This window comes from Kitasatospora sp. NPDC034023, from assembly GCF_055575795.1.
Genome location: NZ_JBVIRY010000005.1, coordinates 280,928 through 299,175, shown reverse-complemented (window position 1 = coordinate 299,175; position 18,248 = coordinate 280,928). Strand labels below are relative to the sequence as shown.

The 18,248-nt window shown below is 71.7% G+C and carries 17 protein-coding genes and 3 pseudogenes; 10 read left to right on the top strand and 10 right to left on the bottom strand.

Features of this window, described 5'->3' with window-relative positions; all coding sequences use genetic code 11:
• Positions 1–50 precede the first annotated feature (50 nt).
• Positions 51–302 (top strand): annotated as a pseudogene (locus ACZ52R_RS10550) (solute carrier family 23 protein); the annotation flags it as partial.
• A gap of 101 nt (positions 303–403) precedes the next feature.
• Here the strand turns inward: ACZ52R_RS10550 and tnpA are convergent.
• Positions 404–714: pseudogene (gene tnpA, locus ACZ52R_RS10545) on the bottom strand (IS200/IS605 family transposase).
• Between the two features lie 85 nt (positions 715–799).
• Here tnpA and ACZ52R_RS10540 point away from each other — a divergent pair.
• From ACZ52R_RS10540 to ACZ52R_RS10530, 3 genes and pseudogenes are all read left to right on the top strand, one after another.
• Positions 800–2,035 (top strand): RNA-guided endonuclease InsQ/TnpB family protein, encoded by a 1,236-nt coding sequence (locus tag ACZ52R_RS10540; protein ID WP_465615099.1) that lies wholly within the window; start codon positions 800–802, stop codon positions 2,033–2,035.
• Between the two features lie 13 nt (positions 2,036–2,048).
• Positions 2,049–3,203 (top strand): annotated as a pseudogene (locus tag ACZ52R_RS10535) (uracil-xanthine permease family protein); the annotation flags it as partial.
• A gap of 136 nt (positions 3,204–3,339) precedes the next feature.
• Entirely contained in the window at positions 3,340–4,062 is a 723-nt protein-coding gene (locus tag ACZ52R_RS10530) for a heparin lyase I family protein (protein WP_465615098.1), read from the top strand.
• A 62-nt stretch (positions 4,063–4,124) separates the two neighbouring features.
• Here ACZ52R_RS10530 and ACZ52R_RS10525 read toward each other — a convergent pair whose 3' ends face one another.
• The 3 genes from ACZ52R_RS10525 to ACZ52R_RS10515 form a co-directional block, all read right to left on the bottom strand.
• Positions 4,125–4,346, bottom strand: coding sequence for a DUF397 domain-containing protein (locus tag ACZ52R_RS10525; RefSeq protein WP_465753325.1), 222 nt, complete (start codon positions 4,344–4,346; stop codon positions 4,125–4,127).
• A gap of 147 nt (positions 4,347–4,493) precedes the next feature.
• Positions 4,494–4,703, bottom strand: coding sequence for a DUF397 domain-containing protein (locus ACZ52R_RS10520; protein WP_465663711.1), 210 nt, complete (start codon positions 4,701–4,703; stop codon positions 4,494–4,496).
• Complete coding sequence (locus ACZ52R_RS10515; RefSeq protein ID WP_465753324.1) at positions 4,703–5,536, bottom strand: helix-turn-helix domain-containing protein; 834 nt, start codon at positions 5,534–5,536, stop codon at positions 4,703–4,705. The genes ACZ52R_RS10520 and ACZ52R_RS10515 overlap by 1 nt, the downstream gene beginning before the upstream one ends.
• A 128-nt stretch (positions 5,537–5,664) precedes the next feature.
• On the opposite strand from ACZ52R_RS10515, the gene ACZ52R_RS10510 reads away from it, so the two are divergent.
• Both ACZ52R_RS10510 and ACZ52R_RS10505 read left to right on the top strand, forming a co-directional pair.
• Positions 5,665–5,961, top strand: coding sequence for a hypothetical protein (locus tag ACZ52R_RS10510; RefSeq protein WP_465753323.1), 297 nt, complete (start codon positions 5,665–5,667; stop codon positions 5,959–5,961).
• Positions 5,958–6,464, top strand: coding sequence for an NUDIX domain-containing protein (locus ACZ52R_RS10505; protein ID WP_465753322.1), 507 nt, complete (start codon positions 5,958–5,960; stop codon positions 6,462–6,464). The genes ACZ52R_RS10510 and ACZ52R_RS10505 overlap by 4 nt, the downstream gene beginning before the upstream one ends.
• A gap of 61 nt (positions 6,465–6,525) precedes the next feature.
• Here the strand turns inward: ACZ52R_RS10505 and ACZ52R_RS10500 are convergent, their stop codons facing one another.
• Complete coding sequence (locus ACZ52R_RS10500) at positions 6,526–6,738, bottom strand: DUF397 domain-containing protein (RefSeq protein WP_465615093.1); 213 nt, start codon at positions 6,736–6,738, stop codon at positions 6,526–6,528.
• Positions 6,739–6,748: 10 nt separating this feature from the next.
• A complete protein-coding gene (locus ACZ52R_RS10495) occupies positions 6,749–6,958 on the bottom strand; it encodes a DUF397 domain-containing protein (protein ID WP_465615092.1) in 210 nt (69 codons plus the stop codon).
• A gap of 300 nt (positions 6,959–7,258) precedes the next feature.
• Here ACZ52R_RS10495 and ACZ52R_RS10490 point away from each other — a divergent pair, with 300 nt between their 5' ends.
• Positions 7,259–7,474, top strand: coding sequence for a hypothetical protein (locus tag ACZ52R_RS10490; RefSeq protein ID WP_465753321.1), 216 nt, complete (start codon positions 7,259–7,261; stop codon positions 7,472–7,474).
• 235 nt (positions 7,475–7,709) lie between these two features.
• Here the strand turns inward: ACZ52R_RS10490 and ACZ52R_RS10485 are convergent, their stop codons facing one another.
• The 4 genes from ACZ52R_RS10485 to ACZ52R_RS10470 all read right to left on the bottom strand — a co-directional run bounded on the left by ACZ52R_RS10485 (position 7,710) and on the right by ACZ52R_RS10470 (position 11,872).
• The gene (locus tag ACZ52R_RS10485) at positions 7,710–8,906 is read right to left on the bottom strand and encodes an erythromycin esterase family protein (protein WP_465753320.1); all 1,197 of its coding nucleotides are present in this window, start codon (positions 8,904–8,906) and stop codon (positions 7,710–7,712) included.
• 54 nt (positions 8,907–8,960) lie between these two features.
• The gene (locus ACZ52R_RS10480; RefSeq protein ID WP_465753319.1) at positions 8,961–9,320 is read right to left on the bottom strand and encodes a hypothetical protein; all 360 of its coding nucleotides are present in this window, start codon (positions 9,318–9,320) and stop codon (positions 8,961–8,963) included.
• A 107-nt stretch (positions 9,321–9,427) separates the two neighbouring features.
• A complete protein-coding gene (locus tag ACZ52R_RS10475) occupies positions 9,428–10,681 on the bottom strand; it encodes an RNA-guided endonuclease InsQ/TnpB family protein (RefSeq protein WP_465753318.1) in 1,254 nt (417 codons plus the stop codon).
• Positions 10,682–11,080: 399 nt separating this feature from the next.
• Positions 11,081–11,872, bottom strand: coding sequence for an alpha/beta fold hydrolase (locus tag ACZ52R_RS10470; protein ID WP_465753317.1), 792 nt, complete (start codon positions 11,870–11,872; stop codon positions 11,081–11,083).
• 457 nt (positions 11,873–12,329) lie between these two features.
• Between ACZ52R_RS10470 and ACZ52R_RS10465 the strand changes: the two genes are divergently transcribed.
• From ACZ52R_RS10465 to ACZ52R_RS10455, 3 genes are all read left to right on the top strand, one after another.
• A complete protein-coding gene (locus ACZ52R_RS10465; protein ID WP_465753316.1) occupies positions 12,330–13,748 on the top strand; it encodes an MFS transporter in 1,419 nt (472 codons plus the stop codon).
• Between the two features lie 361 nt (positions 13,749–14,109).
• Positions 14,110–16,887, top strand: a complete 2,778-nt coding sequence (locus tag ACZ52R_RS10460) for an ATP-binding protein (RefSeq protein ID WP_465753315.1) — start codon at positions 14,110–14,112, stop codon at positions 16,885–16,887.
• Between the two features lie 144 nt (positions 16,888–17,031).
• Positions 17,032–18,135 carry an NADH:flavin oxidoreductase/NADH oxidase gene (locus ACZ52R_RS10455; protein WP_360497544.1) on the top strand — a complete coding sequence of 368 codons (1,104 nt, stop codon included), beginning with the start codon at positions 17,032–17,034 and terminating at the stop codon, positions 18,133–18,135.
• The last annotated feature ends 113 nt before the right edge of the window (positions 18,136–18,248 follow it).

The following is an 18,248-nucleotide window of genomic DNA, read 5'->3' as shown; positions in this document are numbered from 1 at the left end:
CCAGAATGGTGCGGACGGATCTTCGGAAGTACAGAAAGCGAAACCCCATCATGGATCTCGGCGTCCGCTGGAAGCTGCACGGCGACGGGCGCACACCCGCGCCGGGGGCGGTCGTCCGCCCCGACGAACGGCTCTCCTGGCCCCGCACGGCAGGGCTCGGCGCCCAGCACGTGGTGGCGATGTTCGGAGCGAGCTTCGTGGCGCCCGTCCTGATGGGGCTCGACCCGAACCTCGCGATCATGATGTCCGGCGTGGCGACCGTCATCTTCCTGCTGTCCACCCGCGGCCGGGTGCCCAGCTACCGGGATTAATCGCAGTGCGCCGGGCCTCAGCCCGGTGGCGAAGCGATTCCGAACCCTGCTCTCCGCTGAATCCGGCGGTCTCCCGCGCTGTTGGCCTCGGCTCAGACGGGTCGGTTCTGCTGCTCGACGTCCGATCCGGCGACATACGACCCGGACCAGAGGCACTGTGCGCGCCAGTAGTGCTTGAACAGCGCGGGATACTCCTGGCGTAGACGGCGGGAGCCGACGCCCTTGAGGCTGTTGACCACCTTGGAGATCGCCACCTGGGCGGGAATTTCACCAGCGGGTGGACGTGGTTGGCCTTGCCGTTGAATTCCACCGGCTCGGTTTCGAAGTCCGCACAGGCCGCGGGCATGATCTCTTCCGTGCGCTTGAGGTGGGCGTCGGTGAACGCGCGACGCCGGTGCTTCATCACAAGAACCGAGTGGGCATGAGGAAAGCGAAGTGATGTTCTGATACCCGGCCATAAAGGAACTTTAGTTAGTACAGTGTTTTTCGTGCAGCTTCGGTACAGCTTCCGCTTGTACCCGAACGGGCCTCAGCGTGCTGCGCTGGCACGGGCGTTCGGGTGCGCGCGGGTGGTGTTCAACGACGCCCTTCGGGCTCGTGAGACAGCCCGTGCGGACGGGTTGCCATACCCGACGATCGGCGACCTGTCGAAGCTGCTGATCACCGAAGCGAAGAGGACCCCCGAGCGCGCATGGCTCGGCGGGGTGTCGGCGGTCGTCCTGCAACAGTCCCTCCGGGACCTGGAGACCGCGTACTCCAACTTCTTCGCCGGCCTCAAAGGCACCCGCAAGGGCCCGAAGCCCGGCGCGCCCCGCTTCAAGGCCAAGCGGGACACACGTCAGTCGGTCCGGTTCACCGCGAACGCCCGGTGGAAGATCACGCCGGGCGGTGACCTGTCCTTGCCGAAGATCGGCGATGTGCGGGTGAAGTGGTCCCGCGCACTGCCGTCGATGCCGTCCACGGTGACCGTGGTCAGGGACAGCGCGGGCCGGTACTTCGCGTCCTTCGTCATCGAGACCGATCCGGCCTCCGACCTCGGGCGCATGCCCGAGACGGGCGGGCGCATCGGGATCGACCTCGGCCTGACCCACTTCGCCGTCCTCTCGGACGGCCGGAAGATCGACAGCCCCCGTTTCCTGCGCCGGGCCGAGAAGCGCCTCAAGAAGGCACAGCGGGATCTCTCCCGTAAGGAGAAGGGCAGCAAGAACCGGGACAAGGCCCGTGCCAAGGTCGCCCGCGCGCACGCGCGGGTGGCCGACGCCCGGCGCGAATTCCACCACCAGCTCTCAACGAAGATCATCCGCGAGAACCAAGCGGTTGCCGTTGAGGACCTGGCGGTCAACGGACTCGCCCGGACCAGGCTCGCCAAGTCCGTCCACGACGCCGGATGGTCGGCGTTCGTCACGATGCTGGAGTACAAGGCCACCCGCTACGGGCGCACCTTCACCCGCATCGGCCGTTTCGAACCTACCTCGCAGGTCTGCTCGAACTGCGGCGTCCAGGACGGCCCCAAGCCCCTGGGCGTCCGCGTCTGGCAGTGCCGGGCATGCGGCGTGTGGCTCGACCGGGACATCAACGCCGCCGTCAACACAGCCAAGGCCGCCGGACTGGCGGTGACAGCCTGTCGAGCGCAGGTAAGACCGGGACCTGTTCCGGCACAGCGCGAAGAAGCAGGAACCCACCGAGACGGTCAGACGACCGTGGCAGGAATCCCCCGGCCCTAGCCGGGGGAGCGGAAGTCAACTGGGGTGCTCGCTGTCCTTCGTGGGCGTCGCCGCGGTGATCCGGGCCCAGGGCGGCACCAGCGCGACAGTGACCGGCGCGGTGTTCGTCGTGGGCGTGGCGCTGTTCCTGGTGGGCGTCGCCGTCCAGCGGTTCGGGGCGCGGATCATCCACGCGGCGATGCCGCCGATCGTCACCGGCGCGGTCGTCATGCTGATCGGCTTCAACCTGGCCCCGGTCACGGCGTCCACGTACTGGCCGCAGGACCAGTGGACGGCGCTGCTGGTGATGCTCTTCACCGGGCTGGCCGTGGTCGGCCTGCGCGGCTTCTGGTCGCGGGTGGCGATCTTCCTGGGACTGGTCTTCGGGTACGGGATCTCCTGGGTCTTCGACCGCGTCTTCGGCAAGATCCACTCGGTGGACGCGGGCGGCCACATGACCGACCACTGGCGCCTGGACCTGTCCGGCGTCGGCAAGGCCGACTGGGTCGGCCTGCCCACCTTCCACGGCCCCTCCTTCCAGTGGTCCGCGATCCTGGTCGCACTGCCCGTGGTGATCGCGCTGGTCGCCGAGAACGCCGGACACGTCAAGGCCGTCGGCGAGATGACCGGCTCGAACCTCGACGACAAGCTGGGCACCGCGATCTCCGCGGACGGCGTCGCCTCCATGCTCTCCACCGCCGTCGGCGGCCCGCCGAACACCACCTATTCGGAGAACATCGGCGTCATGGCCGCGACCCGGGTCTACTCCACCGCCGCCTACTGGGCGGCCGCCGGCTTCGCGCTGCTCTTCGGCCTCTGCCCCAAGTTCGGCGCCGTCGTCGCCGCCATCCCCGGCGGGGTGCTCGGCGGCATCACCGTCATCCTGTACGGCATGATCGGCCTGCTCGGCGCGCAGATCTGGACCAAGTCCGGCGTGGACCTGCGCAATCCGCTCAACCTGGTGCCGGCCGCGGCGGGCATCATCATCGGCATCGGCAACGTCACCCTGAAGTTCACCGACACCTTCAGCCTCAGCGGCATCGCCCTGGGCACCCTGGTCGTCATCACCGGCTACCACGCGCTGCGGGCCCTGGCCCCCGCCCACCTCAAGACGCAGGAACCGCTGCTGGACGAGGGCACCTCCTCGTACGACGAGCAGGCCGACGCCGGCACCGGCGCCGACCGCTGACGGCTCGTACCGGAGTCGACCGGCGGAAGTGGCCCCATGGCTACTTCCGCCGGTTGTTCCGCCTGGTCACAGGGCCCGGAGGATGGTCGAATCGCTGCGTACGCCCATGTCCGCCCCTTCGACCCCGGGGAGACCCATGTCCCGTCCGTCCCGCCGCCGCAAGCTCTCCTACGGAGGCGTGGCCGCCGCCACTCTCGCCATCACCTGTGTCTCGGTGACGCCCAGCAGCGCGGCGGGCAAGGTCCTCTGGACCCCGAACACCAGCAAGGGGGCGTCCTCCTTCGCCTCCGTGCAGTGCGCCTCCGGCAACTTCAAGGTCGTCGACGACGCCGCCAAGGGCAAGGTGTGGCGGGCGCACCAGGCCGCCGGCGAGGAGCGCTGCGAGACGGTCGGTCCCGACCTGAAGAACGGCGACACCTTCTACCTCGGCTGGTCGTCCAAGGTGGACATCAAGGACGACAACAGCCGGTACGTCTTCCAGCTCAAGTGCTCGCCGAGCACCGATACGGCCAACCACCCGATCGAGATCGACGCGACCAACGGCCGCATCCGGCTGCAGGAGTGGGACACCGAGCACGTGTCGCACACGCTGTGGACCGCGCCGACCGCGAACGGCCAGTGGCACTCCTACGCGCTGAAGATCCGCCTGGGGCGGACCGACGGCACCATCGACTTCTGGTTCGACGGCAAGAAGCAGACCTTCACCACCGGGTCGGGCACCTTCAAGGGCACCACCTGGGACGGCGACCGCAACTACCTCAAGTGGGGCTCGTACCACGAGTCCACGGCGGACGCGACGAACACCTTCACCAGCCCGGTGATGGCCACCACCCTGGAGGCGGCCACCGCCGGCTCGTAGGGGGACGCGAAGACGTCCGCAGGCCCGGACCGCATGTGGGAGCGGCCCGGGCCTGCGGCATGTCAGCTTCCGATGTCGCCGAACTCCCCGCTGCGGACGGCGGAGACGAACGACTCCCAGGCCGCGAAGGGGAAGATCAGGGCGGGCCCTTCCGGGTCCTTCGAGTCACGAACCGGCATGACACCCAGGTAGCCATCTGCAACTTCAACGCAGCCGCCCTGCCCGTTGCTGTACGTGCTCTTCCGCCACCCGGCGCCGGTCAGGTCAACGTCCGTAGCGTTCATAGCCCTTCCGTGCCCTCCCTCGCTCACGCAAAACGCTCGGCTGGGGAACCCCAGCCGAGCGTCCTGACTGATTCTTCGTAGCCTGGCCCCGGACAACCAACGCCCCTGAAACCGCCCCAAGCGGGGGCCTTCGCTTCCGGCTTCGACTCAGACCCCGCCGAACTCGCCGCTGCAGACAGCGGCGACGAATGACTGCCATTCCTCGATCGGGAACACGAGGGCCGGACCTTCAGGGTTCTTGGAGTCACGGACCGGAACAAGACCGGGGAAGCTCGGGGCTACCTCAACGCAATTGCCGCCTTGCTGGCTGTAGCTCGCCTTCACCCAATGGGCGGCGGTCAAGTTGATGTCGGACATTAGATCCCTTTCCGAGCAGCGCGCATCCATTCGAGAGTCGCCGTCTCGGCCAGCGCTCCCACCTGGAGTCGATCGTAGTGTTTCCTCCAGATGGCGAGCCGTTCGGTGTCCCGCTCCAGGTGGCTTCGGCCCTCGGATTCTGAGTAGCCCAGGAGAGACTGGCCGGGGAGAGTCAGGAGCACCATCGGCAAAGCGAAGGGGCGTTCCTCCGCCAGCGCGAACGGTGCAACTTGAAGGATCACGTTATTGACGGCATACAGCTCCTCCAGGCGGGAGAGCTGAGCCATCATCACCTCGCGACCGCCGATAGGACGATGCAGGCAACTCTCGTCCAGTACAGCATGCACCAGCGGCGGTCGGGCGCGCTGGAGTAGCTGCTGCCGCGTGAGCAGGTAGGTTACTCGTTCGTCCGCTTGCTGCGGTGTGATCGTGCCCCGACGGACATCGCTGGCTGCCAGAGCCCGGGCGTAGGACTCGATCTGGAAGAGGCCTGGGATGATTCCAGCCTCGTAGATCCTTATCTCGGTGGCGTTCTGCTCCTGAGCTGCGTACTCGGGGAACCCCTCCAGCAATGCCGAGTGCTTGGCCTGGAGCCACATCAGCAGCAAGGTTCCGCCCGTCTCAAGCACACGATCGGCGTCACGTGCGAACTTCTCGCTTGGCGGGGTTCGGTCGGGCGGGGCAAGTTCGGCGTAGGAGACATAGGAGGGATCGACTCCCACGCGCCTCGCCAACTGAGCTTGCGTGAGACCAGCAGCCTTGCGCGACCTGCGAAGTTGCACTCCGAACGGCGCCCACGGGCCTGATGTTGGATCAAGTTCCTTGAGGTTCATTGACCTTCACCCACTTGCCGAGCACTGACTTCAAGCTTCAGATCGGCTTCCGATCGTAGGGGGTGGAGCGCCACCATGGCTACACCCGGTGATTCATCGGAAGCGCAGCGCAACCTACGGAGACCCCCATGCCCGATGTGCAGAGACCCGATACCTGGTTCCAACTCCACGAGGTGGTGCGGGACTTCAGCAGCCTCGAAAGCGGCAAGCCGTGCGAGGGCGTCTTCGTCGAGGTGGCGTTCGGGAAGGCGGTGCTTCGGCCGCTGGGGTCCACCGGGCCCGAGCGGCGGGTCGACCTGGGCCTGATCCGGTCGCTCGACCCCCGGGAGACCGCGCCGGGGACCTGCGGGAAGTCGCGTCGGCGGCCGTTCGGCGGGTGGCCGCTTCCTTCCGACATCAACTCATCACCCCGGGAGCAGAGTTGAGCAAGTCCCTCTTCCACAGCAAGCCTCCCGGCCGGCGGTCGGGGCAGCAGGTCTTCGTTCTGCGCGAGGACCCCGGAGGGTCGGGCGACTTCTTCGTGCTCCTGGTCGATTCCGTCCACCACGACGGGCTGGTCATGCCCGGTGGCAGCGCCGAGCAGAACGAGCTCCCCCACCTCGCCGCCCGGCGTCACCTCGAAACGCAGACCGGGCTCGTCCTGCCGCTGCGGACGATCCTCTCGGTCGACTACTCCCCCGCCGGCGAACTCTGCGAAGGCCTCGACTTCGTGTACGCGGGCGGGGTGGTCACCTCCCGGCAGGCCGCAGCGGTCCGCCCGCACCGGCCGCCGGAGGACGTCCGCGCCCTGCACTGGGCGCCCCCGGCCAAGTTGCGCAGGGTCATGACGGACGACCAGTACCGGCGCGTCGAGGACGCCTGGGACGCGTGGGAGCACGGCGCCGGCCTCCCCCTCCTCGTCCGGGGCGTCCCGGTCCCGGTCGGCTGATCAAGACGGCAGGGACCGGGACGGACCGCTGGGGGCGGTCCGGGCCTTCGGCTTGTCGAGGTCAGACGTCGCCGAACTCGCCGCTGCGGACAGCGGCAATGAATGCCCCCCACGCCTGAGCCCGGAAGAGCAGGGCCGGACCCTGGGGAGCCTTCGAGTCACGGACGGGAACAAGACCGGGGAAGTCCGCGGTGAATTCGACGCAGTCGCCACCGTTGTTGGAGTACGAGGACTTCCGCCATCTGCCGCCGGTCAGATCTACGTGCTCGGCCATGACGCTCTTCTCAAACCTCGCCGAACTCGCCGCTGCGAACAGCGGCGACGAACGACACCCAGGCCTCGGCCGGGAAGACCAGGGCCGGCCCGTTCGGGTCCTTGGAGTCCCGGACTGGCATCAACTCACAAAAGCCGCGCGCAACCTCAAGGCAGTCCCCGCCTTGTTGGCTGTACGTCGACTTCATCCACGATGCGGTAGCCAAGTCGAGATCAGCCATGCGATCACCTCCGAAGCAGCGCAGTCACATCTCGGCTCCAGCGTAGAACGGCGGCGGCGCCCGAAGGGGGCTGCCGCCGAATCCGACTGACGAATCGTCACTGTTCGACCGAGGCTGGCGGAGTGCCGAGCCGCCCGCCCCGTCCACCCTTCCCCCTGTGGGCTGGCTGGACTCCTCCGTGGCGTGGACACGGCCGGGCTCGATGATGTCGGCGGGGAGGCCTCGTCGGGCCGGGCCTGACGCTGGACGTACTCCTCGAACAGAGCCCGGAACGGGCCGGGGGTGAGGATGACGGCGCCGGTGCTGGTGGCCTGTCGCAAGCCCTGTCGGCTGCCGGCGGGCAGCATGATGGCCACCACGCGCCTGGCTACCGTGCTCTACCGGCAGGGCGACCGCGCCGAAGCCGACCACCACGCCGCCCAGGCGGCCGCGCTTGCGGCCACCGTTGGCTCTGCCCGGCTGGCCTCAGCCCTCGCCGACATGCGTCGCGCCGCCGGTGCGCTGGCGGCCCGGTGACGAATCACCGAGCCGGTGGCCGCCGGTCGCCGCAGCTGCCGGACCTCGCGTCCGGAGGATGAAGCGCAGGCCCGGACCGCGAACGGTCCGGGCCTGCGTCGGTGTTCGGAGGTTCTCCGGATCCCGGCCCGGCCCTCTCGCCCAAGCCGTGGGGCCTGCGCAAGCCCGCGGTATCCCGTTCGTCACGGCGTTCCTGGCGCCCGTCGTGGGTTTTCCGGTCGTCCGGCCGACGGGCTCAAGGCAGCCGGCGCACCGGGGTGACCTCGCGGATGTGGATGAGGACGTCGAAGGCTTCGGCCAGGGAGGCGACGGCCAGGTGTTCGGCGGCGTCGCGGTCCGGGGTGTAGACGCCGCTGATGACGCGGGCCTTCGCCGGTCCGTCCCACTGGCCGCGGACGTCGTCGTGGCGCAGGTCCAGCCAGCGGGCGGGCAGGTCCGTTGCGCCGAGCTTGGCGTCGACCAGGTCCGCGCCCGGGGCCGGGAGGACGGCGACGCCGAGGGCGCCGTGGTGGAAGCCGATCGCCGCGGAGACGTACTGCGCGCCGTAGCGTTCGCGCAGCAGGGTGCCGGCGGTGCTCTGCGGACCGCGCTCGGGGGCCAGGCCCAGCACCGTCTCGGCCGCCGACGTGTGCGCGATGCCGTCCCAGTAGACGGTGCGCAGCCCGGTGGCGTGCTGGAAGTCGCCGACGATGTCGGCGCTCGCCTCGGCGTCGCCCGCGTAGCTGCCGCGCCCGGCGACGCTGTGCTCGTGGAACTCGACGATCAGGCGCATCCTCGCGACCACGCCGGCATCCCCGACATCGGGGAGGGATTCGACCAACGCGAGTGCGTCGCGGGCGTGTTCGGCGAACGGCCGTCCGGGGTGGAGGCCCCGCGCCCGCTGCACGTGCTCGTCGGTCGTGTGGGCGGTGCGGATGGGGTCCAGGTGGGCCGCCAGCTGCGCGAGCCGCTCGGGCGCCGACGCGCGCACGTGCGCCAGGACGGCGTCGTAGTCGGCGGGTGCCGCCTCGGCCGGCTTCACGCCGAAGATCCGGACCGGGTCGTCCGCGTGGCCGCGGTTGAACGCCCGGATCCACTCCAGGGCCGTGGCCATCTCCTCGGTGCGCCAGGGCCTCCAGGCGCCGGCCAGCGCGGACGCGGCCGAGCCCCCGCCACCGCCCACGTACGCGTCGAGGGCCGCGGCGGCACCCGCGCTGTCCTGGACGGCCAGCGCGCGGAAGCCGTGGTCCCGGACCAGCCGGCGGAACAGCTGGTCCCGCACCCCGAAGGTCTCCCGGGAGAAGCGCGTGGACTCCCCGATGCCCACCACCGTCGCCCCGGCGGCCAGTTGTGCGGCGATCCCGTCGAGCACGGTGTCGGACAGCGGGAGAACCCGGGTGTGGTCAGCGTTCGAAGGGGCGGGGTGGCGGAGGGGTGCGGTGTCGTTCGGCATGCCGCTCAGTCTTGTACCTCAAGCTGACTTGAGGTCAAGCTTCTCGATCGCCGGCTACTCCTGCACCCGATAGGCCGTCCCCGCGGCTTCGGCGTAACTGAGCCAGGCCGCCCCCGCGGAGTGGACATGCAGGTCGACGACGACCTCATCGCCCTCCCAGCGGCCGCCCTCCGAGATCGCGAGGCCGATCAGCGCCAGGTTGCCGGCCTGGTCCCGCACCTCGTACTGCTCACGGGTCTCCTCGCCGAGCTCGCCGTCCGAGTCGTCCCGCTCCCAGGCGTCCACCGCGGCCTGGGCCACGGCCCTGGGCAGTCGCACCGTGACACGGCCGACCTGGGCGTGGACGTGATCCCCGATCTCGGCCAGCACCTTCGCTTCTTCCCGGTACAGGGCGTACCGCTCATGTTCCGTCACAGGGCGAGGCTACTGGGACCGCTGGGCCCGTCTCGACCGAATTGATCCGGCGGAACCCCGTGCGGTCGGAGCACGAGCTACAGCAGGTGCTTGACATCCTCCCCGCCCTAAAGGACGGGGATTCCTCCCGCGCCTGCGGCACGGATACCCGTGCGTGGCAGGTCGCCGAGGTGGGTTCCCCGTTCGACGGGCCGTGCCTGGCGTGGGATCGCCACGCCGGGTCTTGCCGGCCCTCCAGGGGCGTTTAACCTGTCCGCCTGCCCGGCGGCCAGGATGTTGCGAGCAGCATTGAGGTCACGGTCATGCCGCACACCACACGCCGTACAGGCCCACTCGCGCACCACGAGGGGCTTGGGACCGTCACGGTGCCCGCACGCCGAACAGAGCTGGGACGACGGGAACGCGCGGTGCACGATCCCGACGGCGCGCCCGAACCGGGCGGCCTTCTCCTCCAGCAGTCGCCGGAAGGTCGACCATCCGGCGTCGTGGACGGACTTGGCCAGAGGGCCACGGGCGAGGCCGCGCACGTTCAGGTCCTCCAGGTACACCGCTTGGGTTTCGCGGATGATCTTGGTGGTCTGCTTGTGCAGCCAGTCCATGCGGGTGTCGGCCACCTTGGCGTGCGCCTTGGCGAGCTTTCGGCGGGCCTTGGCCCGGTTCTTGCTGCCCTTGGCCTTGCGGGACAGTTCCCGCTGCGCGGCCTTGAGCTTCCTCTCCGCCTTGCGGAGGAAGCGCGGGTTGTCGATCACGCTGCCGTCGGAGAGGACGGCGTAGGTGGTCAGCCCGAGGTCGATGCCGACCTCGGCATCGACCTCGGGCAGGTGATCGGGTTCGACGTCCACGACGAACGAGGCGTGGTACCGCCCGGCCGGGTCCAGCACGACCGTCACCGACGACGGATCGGCGGGCAGTGCCCGCGACCACTTCACCCGCACATCGCCGACCTTCGCCAGGTACAGCTTCCCGTTGGACCGCAGACGGAACCCGTTGCGGGTGAACCGCAACGACTGCCGGCTGTCCTTTCGGGACTTGAACCGGGGAAGACCCACCGGGCGGCCGGCCCGCTTTCCGGAGACGGAATCGAAGAAGTTCCGGTACGCCGTGTCCAGATCCCGAAGGGACTGGATCAGCGGGTCCACCCCCACCGAGGCCAGCCACGCCCGCTCAGCCGTCTTCTTCGCCCCGGTGATCACCAGCTTCTGAAGATCCGCGCTCTTCGGAAACGGCAGCCCGGCTTTCCGGGCTTCCTTCCGAGCCGCCAACGCGTCGTTGTACACCACCCGGGCACACCCGAACGTCCGGGCCAGCGAAGCACGCTGACCAGCCGTCGGGTAGATGCGATACGAGTACCTCAGGTGCACACGGTCAACCTACCGACAGGCACTGACATCAACAGCTCACGTCACAACCTCCGGAGACCACTCCGGCGCTACCCGGCTCCGAGCCAAGCCCCATTCCTCCCCGGCCCGAAGGCCGGGGCGTCCTGGGAGATCAAAGGTGAACAGGAAGCGCACCGGCACCCGAACGCCCAGCTCCTCGGTCAACCTCGCGAACGATGCGTCAGCCGGCGTGGTGCATGGGCAAAGCCGCACCTTTCGGACCCGCGTCGGTGAGAGGAACCGTAACGGAGATCCACGAACGCGCCCGCCAGTCCGCCGAGCGCGCGTGCGAGTGCGAGTGCGGGCTCCGGCCTCCCCCTCCTCGTCCGGGGCGTTCCGGTCCCGGACGGCTGACCGGCCAGGACCGGGAGGAGCGCCCTCCTACCGCCTGCGCGGGGCGGTGGTGAGGAAGTCCAGGACGAGGGGGCCGGCCTGGGCGCGGAACTCCTCGAAGTAGGCGTGCCGGGCCTCGGGGATCAGGTGCAGCCGGGCACCGGGGATGCGGTCGGCGAGCAGGGGGGCGTTGGCGGCGGGGTTGAGCAGGTCGTCGCTTCCGTGGACGACCAGGGTGGGTGCGCCGATCTGCGGCAGGAGGTCCCAGGCGTCGTGCCGGTTGCTGGCCACGAGGTGGTGGCGCCGGGCGTGGGCGGGCATGTCGGGGTCGCCGAGGGTGTGGTGCGGGCCGGGATGGGAGTCGAGCCATCGTGGGGTGTACATCAGCTCCAGCAGGGCCTGCCGGGCGGCGCCGGGCTGGGATTGCGCCAGGGCTCGGCGGACATCGTTGCCGCGTTCGACACCGTGCGGGCCACCGGGTGAGGTGCAGCCGAGGACCAGGGCGCCGACCCGGCGCGGGTGACGGGCCGCGAGTTGCTGGGCCACCCGTCCGCCCATGGATGCGCCATAGACGTCGGCCCGGTCGATGCCCAGTTCGTCGAGGACGGCGATGACGTCCCGGGCGAACAGCTCGGTGCTGTAGGGGGCGTCGGGCTTGTCACTGTCCCCGGTGCCGCGGTAGTCGAGCGTGAGGGTGCTGCGGGCGGGGTGGAAGTCGGCGCGGACCGCGTCCCACCAGTGGTGGTTGTTGGCCTGGCCGGCCAGCAGGACCAGCGGCGCCCCCTGGCCCTGGAGCTGGTAGGCGATGCGGACGCCGTCCGGTGTCATCGCGTGCGTCATCGGCCTCGGCCCCCCTCGTTCCCGTGTCGGCCGTCAGGCTATCCCGCTCAGGCCCCGGGCCCAGCGCGGACGGCGAACGGTGAACGGCGAACGGCCGAGGGCCGACGGCTGACGATGTGGCACGGGCCACACATAAGGGCCGGTTGAGGGCCCCGGAGTGACCAGGGTCACGCCGCGTGCGCGATCGGGCGCCCGGACGGCGCTCGGCCCCGGCAGGACTGGACGAGCCGTTGATCGGCACAGGCGGAGGGCCCGTCCGCTTCGGGACCTTGGTCATGAATCCGGCCGACCTTCGGCCCGGTGGTGACGGTGGCGAACCCGGGCAACCGTGGACGGTCGCCCGGTGTGATCGGGCGGTGGCGCCGTCCGAGGTGGGCGGCGTCGTCCACCTGCCGTCTACCCGGCGCACGGTGAGCGGGCCCGCCCGCCTCCGTACGCTCCGGAGGACCCCAAGCACATGTCCCAGACCATCGACAACGCCCCGTATACCGCCTTCCACCGCAGACTGGCCCTGGCCTGCTCGGGCGGGCCGCTGCTGGACGGCTACATCCTGAGCATCGTCGGCGTCGCGCTGATCGGGATGCGTCCCGAGCTCGGGCTGTCCACCGCCGAGGTCAGCCTGATCGGCGCCGCCGCCCTGGTCGGCATGTTCGTCGGCGGCGCGCTCTTCGGCGTGCTGACCGACAAGATCGGCCGGGAGGTGATGTACACCGCCGACCTGCTCGTGATGGTCGCCTGCTCGGTGCTCTCCTTCTGGGTCGACCAGGTGTGGGCGATCGCCGTGCTGCGCTTCGTGCTCGGCATGGCCGTGGCCGCCGACTACCCCATCGCGACCTCGCTGCTCGCCGAGTGGCTGCCCGCCAAGCAGCGCGGGCGGCTGCTCGGTCAGCAGATCGTCGCCTGGTACGCCGGCTCCGTGCTCGCCTACGTGGTGGGCTACCTGTTCCTGGAGCTGGCCGGGCCGGGCAGCTGGCGGTGGATGCTGGCGAGCTCCACGGTGCTGTGCGTGGTCTTCCTGGTGATCCGCCGCGGTTCGCCGGAGTCGCCGCGCTGGCTCGCCGCGAACGGGCGGGTCGGCGACGCGGTGCGCGTGGTCGAGAAGCACCTCGGGGTCCGGGTCGACGGCCGCGAGCTGATGCCCGACCCGGCCGAACGCGGCCGGCCCGCCGGGCTGCGCCTGCTGATGACCCAGCCCTACCGGCGCCGCACCCTGTTCTGCGGCCTGTTCTTCCTCTGCCAGGTCGGCCCGCTGTTCGCGATGCTCACCTTCGGCCCGCAGATCCTCTCCTCCTTCGGCCTGCCGGGCGGCACCGTCATGGAGACCCTCGGCACCGGGCTGATCAGCCTGGTCTTCCTGCTCGGCTGCTACCCGGCGCTGCGCCTGATCGACAGCCGCGGCCGGCGCCCCGTCATCATCTGGTCCTTCGCGCTGATGACCGTCCCGCTGGCCCTGCTGGGCGTGTGGCCCACCGCCCCCGCCGCGGTCGCCCTGCTGGCGCTGTGCGCGTACGCGTTCCTGTGCGGCGGGCCCAACGTGCTCGACTGGACGTACCCCAACGAGCTGTTCCCCACCGAGATCAGGGCCACCGCCGTGGGTGTGGCCACCTCGGTGAGCCGGATCGGCGCGGCCGTCGGCACCTACCTGCTGCCGCTGTCCCTGACCGGGCTCGGCACCGGCCCGACCATGCTCATCGCCGCCGGCACCACCGCGCTGGGCCTGCTGGTGTGCGTGCTGTGGGCGGAGGAGACCCGCGGCACCTCCCTCGGCGCCGCCCCGGCCGCGTCCGCTGCGTCGGCCGCCTCCGACCAGGCCTCGTCGGCGACGAGCCCGGAGCCGGGCGTCCCGGCCCAGCGCCTCCCGCAGCCGGTGCGCTGACGGTGTGCTGACGGCCTGCTGACGGCCACCGCGTGAACCGCTGACGGCGCCGCCCGGTCCTCCCGGGCGGCGCCGTCGCCGGTTCACCGACCGTCGACCGCCGTGTGCCCGAGGCGTTCCGGGGTGCGGCGGTAGGGCCCCCGTTCGGGGCCCGGAAACCCCAGGGGTGCGACACGAACGGGTCGTCCGTACCCGACTTTTCCGAGCGGGGGCGGCACGGGGCCCGGGCCGGGCAGAGCCGCCCCCCCGCCCGCACTCGGGGTGCGGCGGCCGGCTTTGTCAAGCCTGCACCGGAGCCGGGCGCACGGCAGTAGCGTCGGCCTCTCAACAACCGTTCCGACACGGTGAATTGGAGGCGAGGGTGACCGAGGAAAAGCCCGGGGGCGGCGGGTCCGGCGGGGAGGGCGGTCCGCTGCACGAGCGCGAGGCCGAGATCCGCTCGGCAGGGCGGGCGATCGAGGCGCTCACCGGGCCGGCCGGCGCCGGGGTCGGGGAGCTGCTGCTCTACACGGGCGCGGCGGGGCTGGGCAAGACCGCGGTGCTGACCGAGGTGCGGCGGGCGGCGCGGCGCGCGGGCTGCACGGTGCTGTTCGCCCGGGGCGGGCAGCGCCAGTGCCACGAGCCGTTCCACGTGGTGCGCCAGCTGGTGCGCCCGGTGCTGGCGGCCCTGTCCGAGGAGGAGCGGGCGCAGGTCTTCGGGCCGTGGGAGGACGTCGTCGGCCCGGCGGCCGGGCTGCTGCCGCCGCGCGGGCAGCTCGATCCCCAAGGGGTGCGGGACGGGCTGGACTTCGTCCTCACCCGCCTCGTGCAGCTGCGCTCCCCGGTGGCCGTGATCGTCGACGACCTGCACTGGACCGACCCGGAGTCGCTCGGCTGGCTGGCGGGCTTCGCGGTCCGCGCCCGGGAGCTGCCGGCCCTGCTGGTACTCGCCTGCCGCGACGAGTTCCCCGACGACGCCCTGGCGCTGCAACGCGGCCTCGCCGACCGGGCCGACCGCCGGCACGAACTGCGCCCGCTCCAGCCCGCCTCGGTCGCGCACCTGGTCCGCGCCGCCCTGGGCGCGGCGGCCGAGGACGCCTTCTGCCGCCACGTCTGGGCCGTCACCGGCGGGAACCCGTACGAGACCGCCACCCTGCTGCGCGAGGTCGCCGACCAGCGACTCGACCCGGTCGAGGAGAGCACCGGGCAGCTGCGCGAACTCGCCGCCACCGCCCGGGGGATGACGCTGCGGCACTGGCTGGAGCGGCTCGGCCCCACCGCGCTGCGCTTCGCCTGGGCGGCGTCCGTGCTGGACACCGACATCCGCTCCGACCTCGCCGCGGCCATCTGCGCCCAGGGCCCGGAGACCGCCGCCCAGTCCGTGCGGGAGCTGCGCCACCACCGGGTGCTGACCGGCACCGCGGCGGGCCGGCTGGAGTTCGTCCACCCGCTGGTCGCCACCTCGGTCTACCAGTCGATGTCGCCCTCCACCCGGACCGGGATGCACGGGGTCGCCGCCGTCGAGCTCGAGAACGCCGGCCTCGGCCTGCTGGCCGCCTCCCGCCACCTGCTGGAGATCCTGCCCGAAGGCGACGGCGAGATCGTCGACAAGCTGCGCCGGGCGGCCCGCGAACACCTGGCCATCGGCGCGCCCGAAGCCGCGCAGCGCTGCCTGCGCCGCGCCATCAGCGAGCCGCCCGCCGACTTGGACCGGGCCTCGGTGCTCTACGAACTCGGCTGCTCGGCGCTGCTCACCGACCCGGCGACCACCGTCAACCAGCTGCGCCTGGCGCTCGCCGACCCGTACGGGCTGGACCCCGAGCTGCGGGTGGACGCGACCTTCCGGCTCGCCCAGGCCCTCGCCCACAGCAACCGGCTCGGCGAGGCCGCCGCGCTGTGCGCCGAGGAGGCGGCGCGCACCGGGCCCGGGCCGGGGCGGCTGCGCCTGGAGGTCGCCCACTTCATGTTCGCCGCGTTCCAGTCCGAGGACGCGGACGGCCCGGGCCGCTCGCGGCGGCTCGCGGAGTTCGACCGGATGCTGGGCACGGTCGGCCTGGCCTTCACCGACGCCGACCCCGACCCCGACTTCGGCGGCGGCGGTGAAGGCGCCGACGCGGACGCGGCGGCGGCCCCGGGCGAGGGCGTGTTCGAACGCGACGGTCTGGCCCACGCGGTGGCCGTGCTGCGCTGCTGGGACCTCACGCTGCGCGGCGTCGACAGCGCGGAGGCGATCGCCCTGGGCGAGTCCGCGCTGCCGGGCGGCCGGCTGCCCCACAGCCTCGGCTGGACCAACACCACCTGGGGCTTCGAGCTGCCCGGGATCCTGGGCATCAGCTTCCTGTACGCCGACCGGGTCGACCGGGCGGAGGAGCTGTTCGGCGAGGCGGTGCGCGCCTACGAGGTCGCCGGGTGGAGCGGCGGCCACCTCGGCTTCGCCTACCTGCTGACCGGCATGCTCCGCTTCCGCTGCGGCGCCCTCGCCGCGGCGGAGGACTACCTGCGCCGGGCCCTGCGCATCGCCGAGCGGATCGGCCCGGGCATCCCGCTGCACTGGGACGCGGTCGGGGCGCTGGCCGAGACCCTGGCCGCGCGCGGCCGGGTGGCGGAGGCCCTGGAGCTCGCGCACAAGCACGCCTTCGGCCCGCCGTACCCGACGGTGATGGTGCTGCCCGACGCCCCGACGCTGTACGGGCGCCTGCTGCTGGCCCGGGGCGACGCGGCGGGCGCGGCCGCGACGCTGGCCGCCGCCGGGGCGGCCCTGGACGCGCGCGGGTGGCGCAACACGGTGTGGGCGCCGTGGCTGGGCCACCTGGCGCGCGCGGTGGCCGCCGAGCAGCCGGACCGGGCCCGCGACCTCGGCGCGGAGGCGGTGCGCCGGGCCCGGGAGTCCGGCACGGACTCGGCCGTCGGCAGCGCGCTGCGGCTGTGCGCCGCGGTGCACGAGCGGCCCCGCAGGGCCGGGCTGCTGGCGGAGGCGGTCGGTCGGCTGGAGCGCTCGCCCGCCCGCTACGAGCACGCGCTCGCCCTGGTCGACCTGGGCGAGGCGCTGGGCACCGCGGCGGACGCCCGCACGGCGCTCACCCGGGGGCTGGAGCTGGCCACCCGGTGCGACGCCGACGGCTTGGCCGCCCGGGCCCGCGATCTGCTGGGCGCGGGCTGAGGCGGGGCGGGGGCCAGGGGGGATGGGGATGGACCTTGCAGATGCGTGCGCGCGCAACTATCTTTGGAGTCATAAGTTGCAGCTGCAATCAGTTGCGGGTGCGCCCCTGCGTCCTGGCGCCGCCGACCCCACCGGGAGTCCGACATGAGCACCACCCTCTTCACCCCGTACACCCTGCGGGCGCTGACCGTCCCCAACCGGATCTGGATGCCGGCGATGTGCCAGTACAGCGCCGTGCCGGGCGGGGACACGGCCGGCGTCCCGACGGACTGGCACTTCACCCACCTCGCGGCGCGCGCCGCCGGCGGCACCGGGCTGATCATCACGGAGGCCACCGCCGTCAGCCCCGAGGGCCGCATCAGCCCGTACGACCTCGGGATCTGGAACGACGAGCAGGCCGCGGCCTTCCGGCGGATCACCGCCTTCCTGAAGTCCCAGGGCACCGTCGCCGCGATCCAGCTCGCCCACGCCGGGCGCAAGGCGTCCACCGAGCGGACCTGGGTCGACCGCGGGCGCCCCGTCGCCGCCGACGAGGAGCACGGCTGGGTACCGGTCGGCCCCAGCGCCGCGCCCTTCTCCCCCGCCCACACCACACCGCAGGAGCTGACCGAGGAGCAGATCGGCGCGATCGTGCGCCGGTTCGCCGACGCCGCCCGGCGCGCGCTGGACGCCGGCTTCCAGGTCGCCGAGATCCACGGCGCCCACGGCTACCTGATCCACGAGTTCCTCTCCCCCCACACCAACCGCCGCACCGACGGCTACGGCGGCTCCTTCGAGGGCCGCATCCGCTTCGCGCTGGAGGTCGTCGACGCGGTGCGCGCGGTGTGGCCCGAGGAACTGCCGGTCTTCTTCCGCGTCTCCGCGACCGACTGGCTCACCGAGAACCCGCAGGACGGCCGCGAGGGCTGGACCTCCCAGGACACCGTCCGCCTCGCCAAGGAACTGCAGGCGCACGGCGTGGACCTGCTGGACGTCTCCACCGGCGGCCTCGTCCCCGACGCCCGGATCGAGGCCGCGCCCGGCTTCCAGGTGCCCTTCGCCGAGGCCGTGCGCACCGAGGCCGGCCTGCCCGTGGCCGCCGTCGGCCTGATCACCGACCCCGCCCAGGCCCAGGCCATCGTCGCCGAGGGCCGCGCCGACGCCGTCCTGCTCGGCCGCGAACTGCTGCGCGACCCGTACTGGGCCCGCCGCGCCGCCGCCGAACTCGGCGGCGAGGTCCCCTCCCCCGTCCAGTACCACCGCTCCTGAGCGTCCCTGACGCCCGCGGCCCCGGAGTGTCGGGCTTGAGTTGGAGTGCACTCCAAGTCCTACGGTTCTGCCGTGGGTCCCGCCCGCCGACCTCGGCGGGCGGGACCGGTCGG

Bases quoted from the DNA above. Each gene is read 5' to 3' on its own strand.
- ACZ52R_RS10510 (WP_465753323.1), top strand. From the start codon at position 5,665: ATGCCCGATGTGCAGAGACCCGATACCTGGTTCCAACTCCACGAGGTG.
- ACZ52R_RS10525 (WP_465753325.1), bottom strand. From the start codon at position 4,346: ATGAACGCTACGGACGTTGACCTGACCGGCGCCGGGTGGCGGAAGAGC.
- ACZ52R_RS10495 (WP_465615092.1), bottom strand. From the start codon at position 6,958: ATGGCTGATCTCGACTTGGCTACCGCATCGTGGATGAAGTCGACGTAC.
- ACZ52R_RS10455 (WP_360497544.1), top strand. From the start codon at position 17,032: ATGAGCACCACCCTCTTCACCCCGTACACCCTGCGGGCGCTGACCGTC.
- ACZ52R_RS10520 (WP_465663711.1), bottom strand. From the start codon at position 4,703: ATGTCCGACATCAACTTGACCGCCGCCCATTGGGTGAAGGCGAGCTAC.
- ACZ52R_RS10470 (WP_465753317.1), bottom strand. From the start codon at position 11,872: ATGACGCACGCGATGACACCGGACGGCGTCCGCATCGCCTACCAGCTC.
- ACZ52R_RS10485 (WP_465753320.1), bottom strand. From the start codon at position 8,906: ATGCCGAACGACACCGCACCCCTCCGCCACCCCGCCCCTTCGAACGCT.
- ACZ52R_RS10465 (WP_465753316.1), top strand. From the start codon at position 12,330: ATGTCCCAGACCATCGACAACGCCCCGTATACCGCCTTCCACCGCAGA.
- ACZ52R_RS10515 (WP_465753324.1), bottom strand. From the start codon at position 5,536: ATGAACCTCAAGGAACTTGATCCAACATCAGGCCCGTGGGCGCCGTTC.
- ACZ52R_RS10530 (WP_465615098.1), top strand. From the start codon at position 3,340: ATGTCCCGTCCGTCCCGCCGCCGCAAGCTCTCCTACGGAGGCGTGGCC.
- ACZ52R_RS10500 (WP_465615093.1), bottom strand. From the start codon at position 6,738: ATGGCCGAGCACGTAGATCTGACCGGCGGCAGATGGCGGAAGTCCTCG.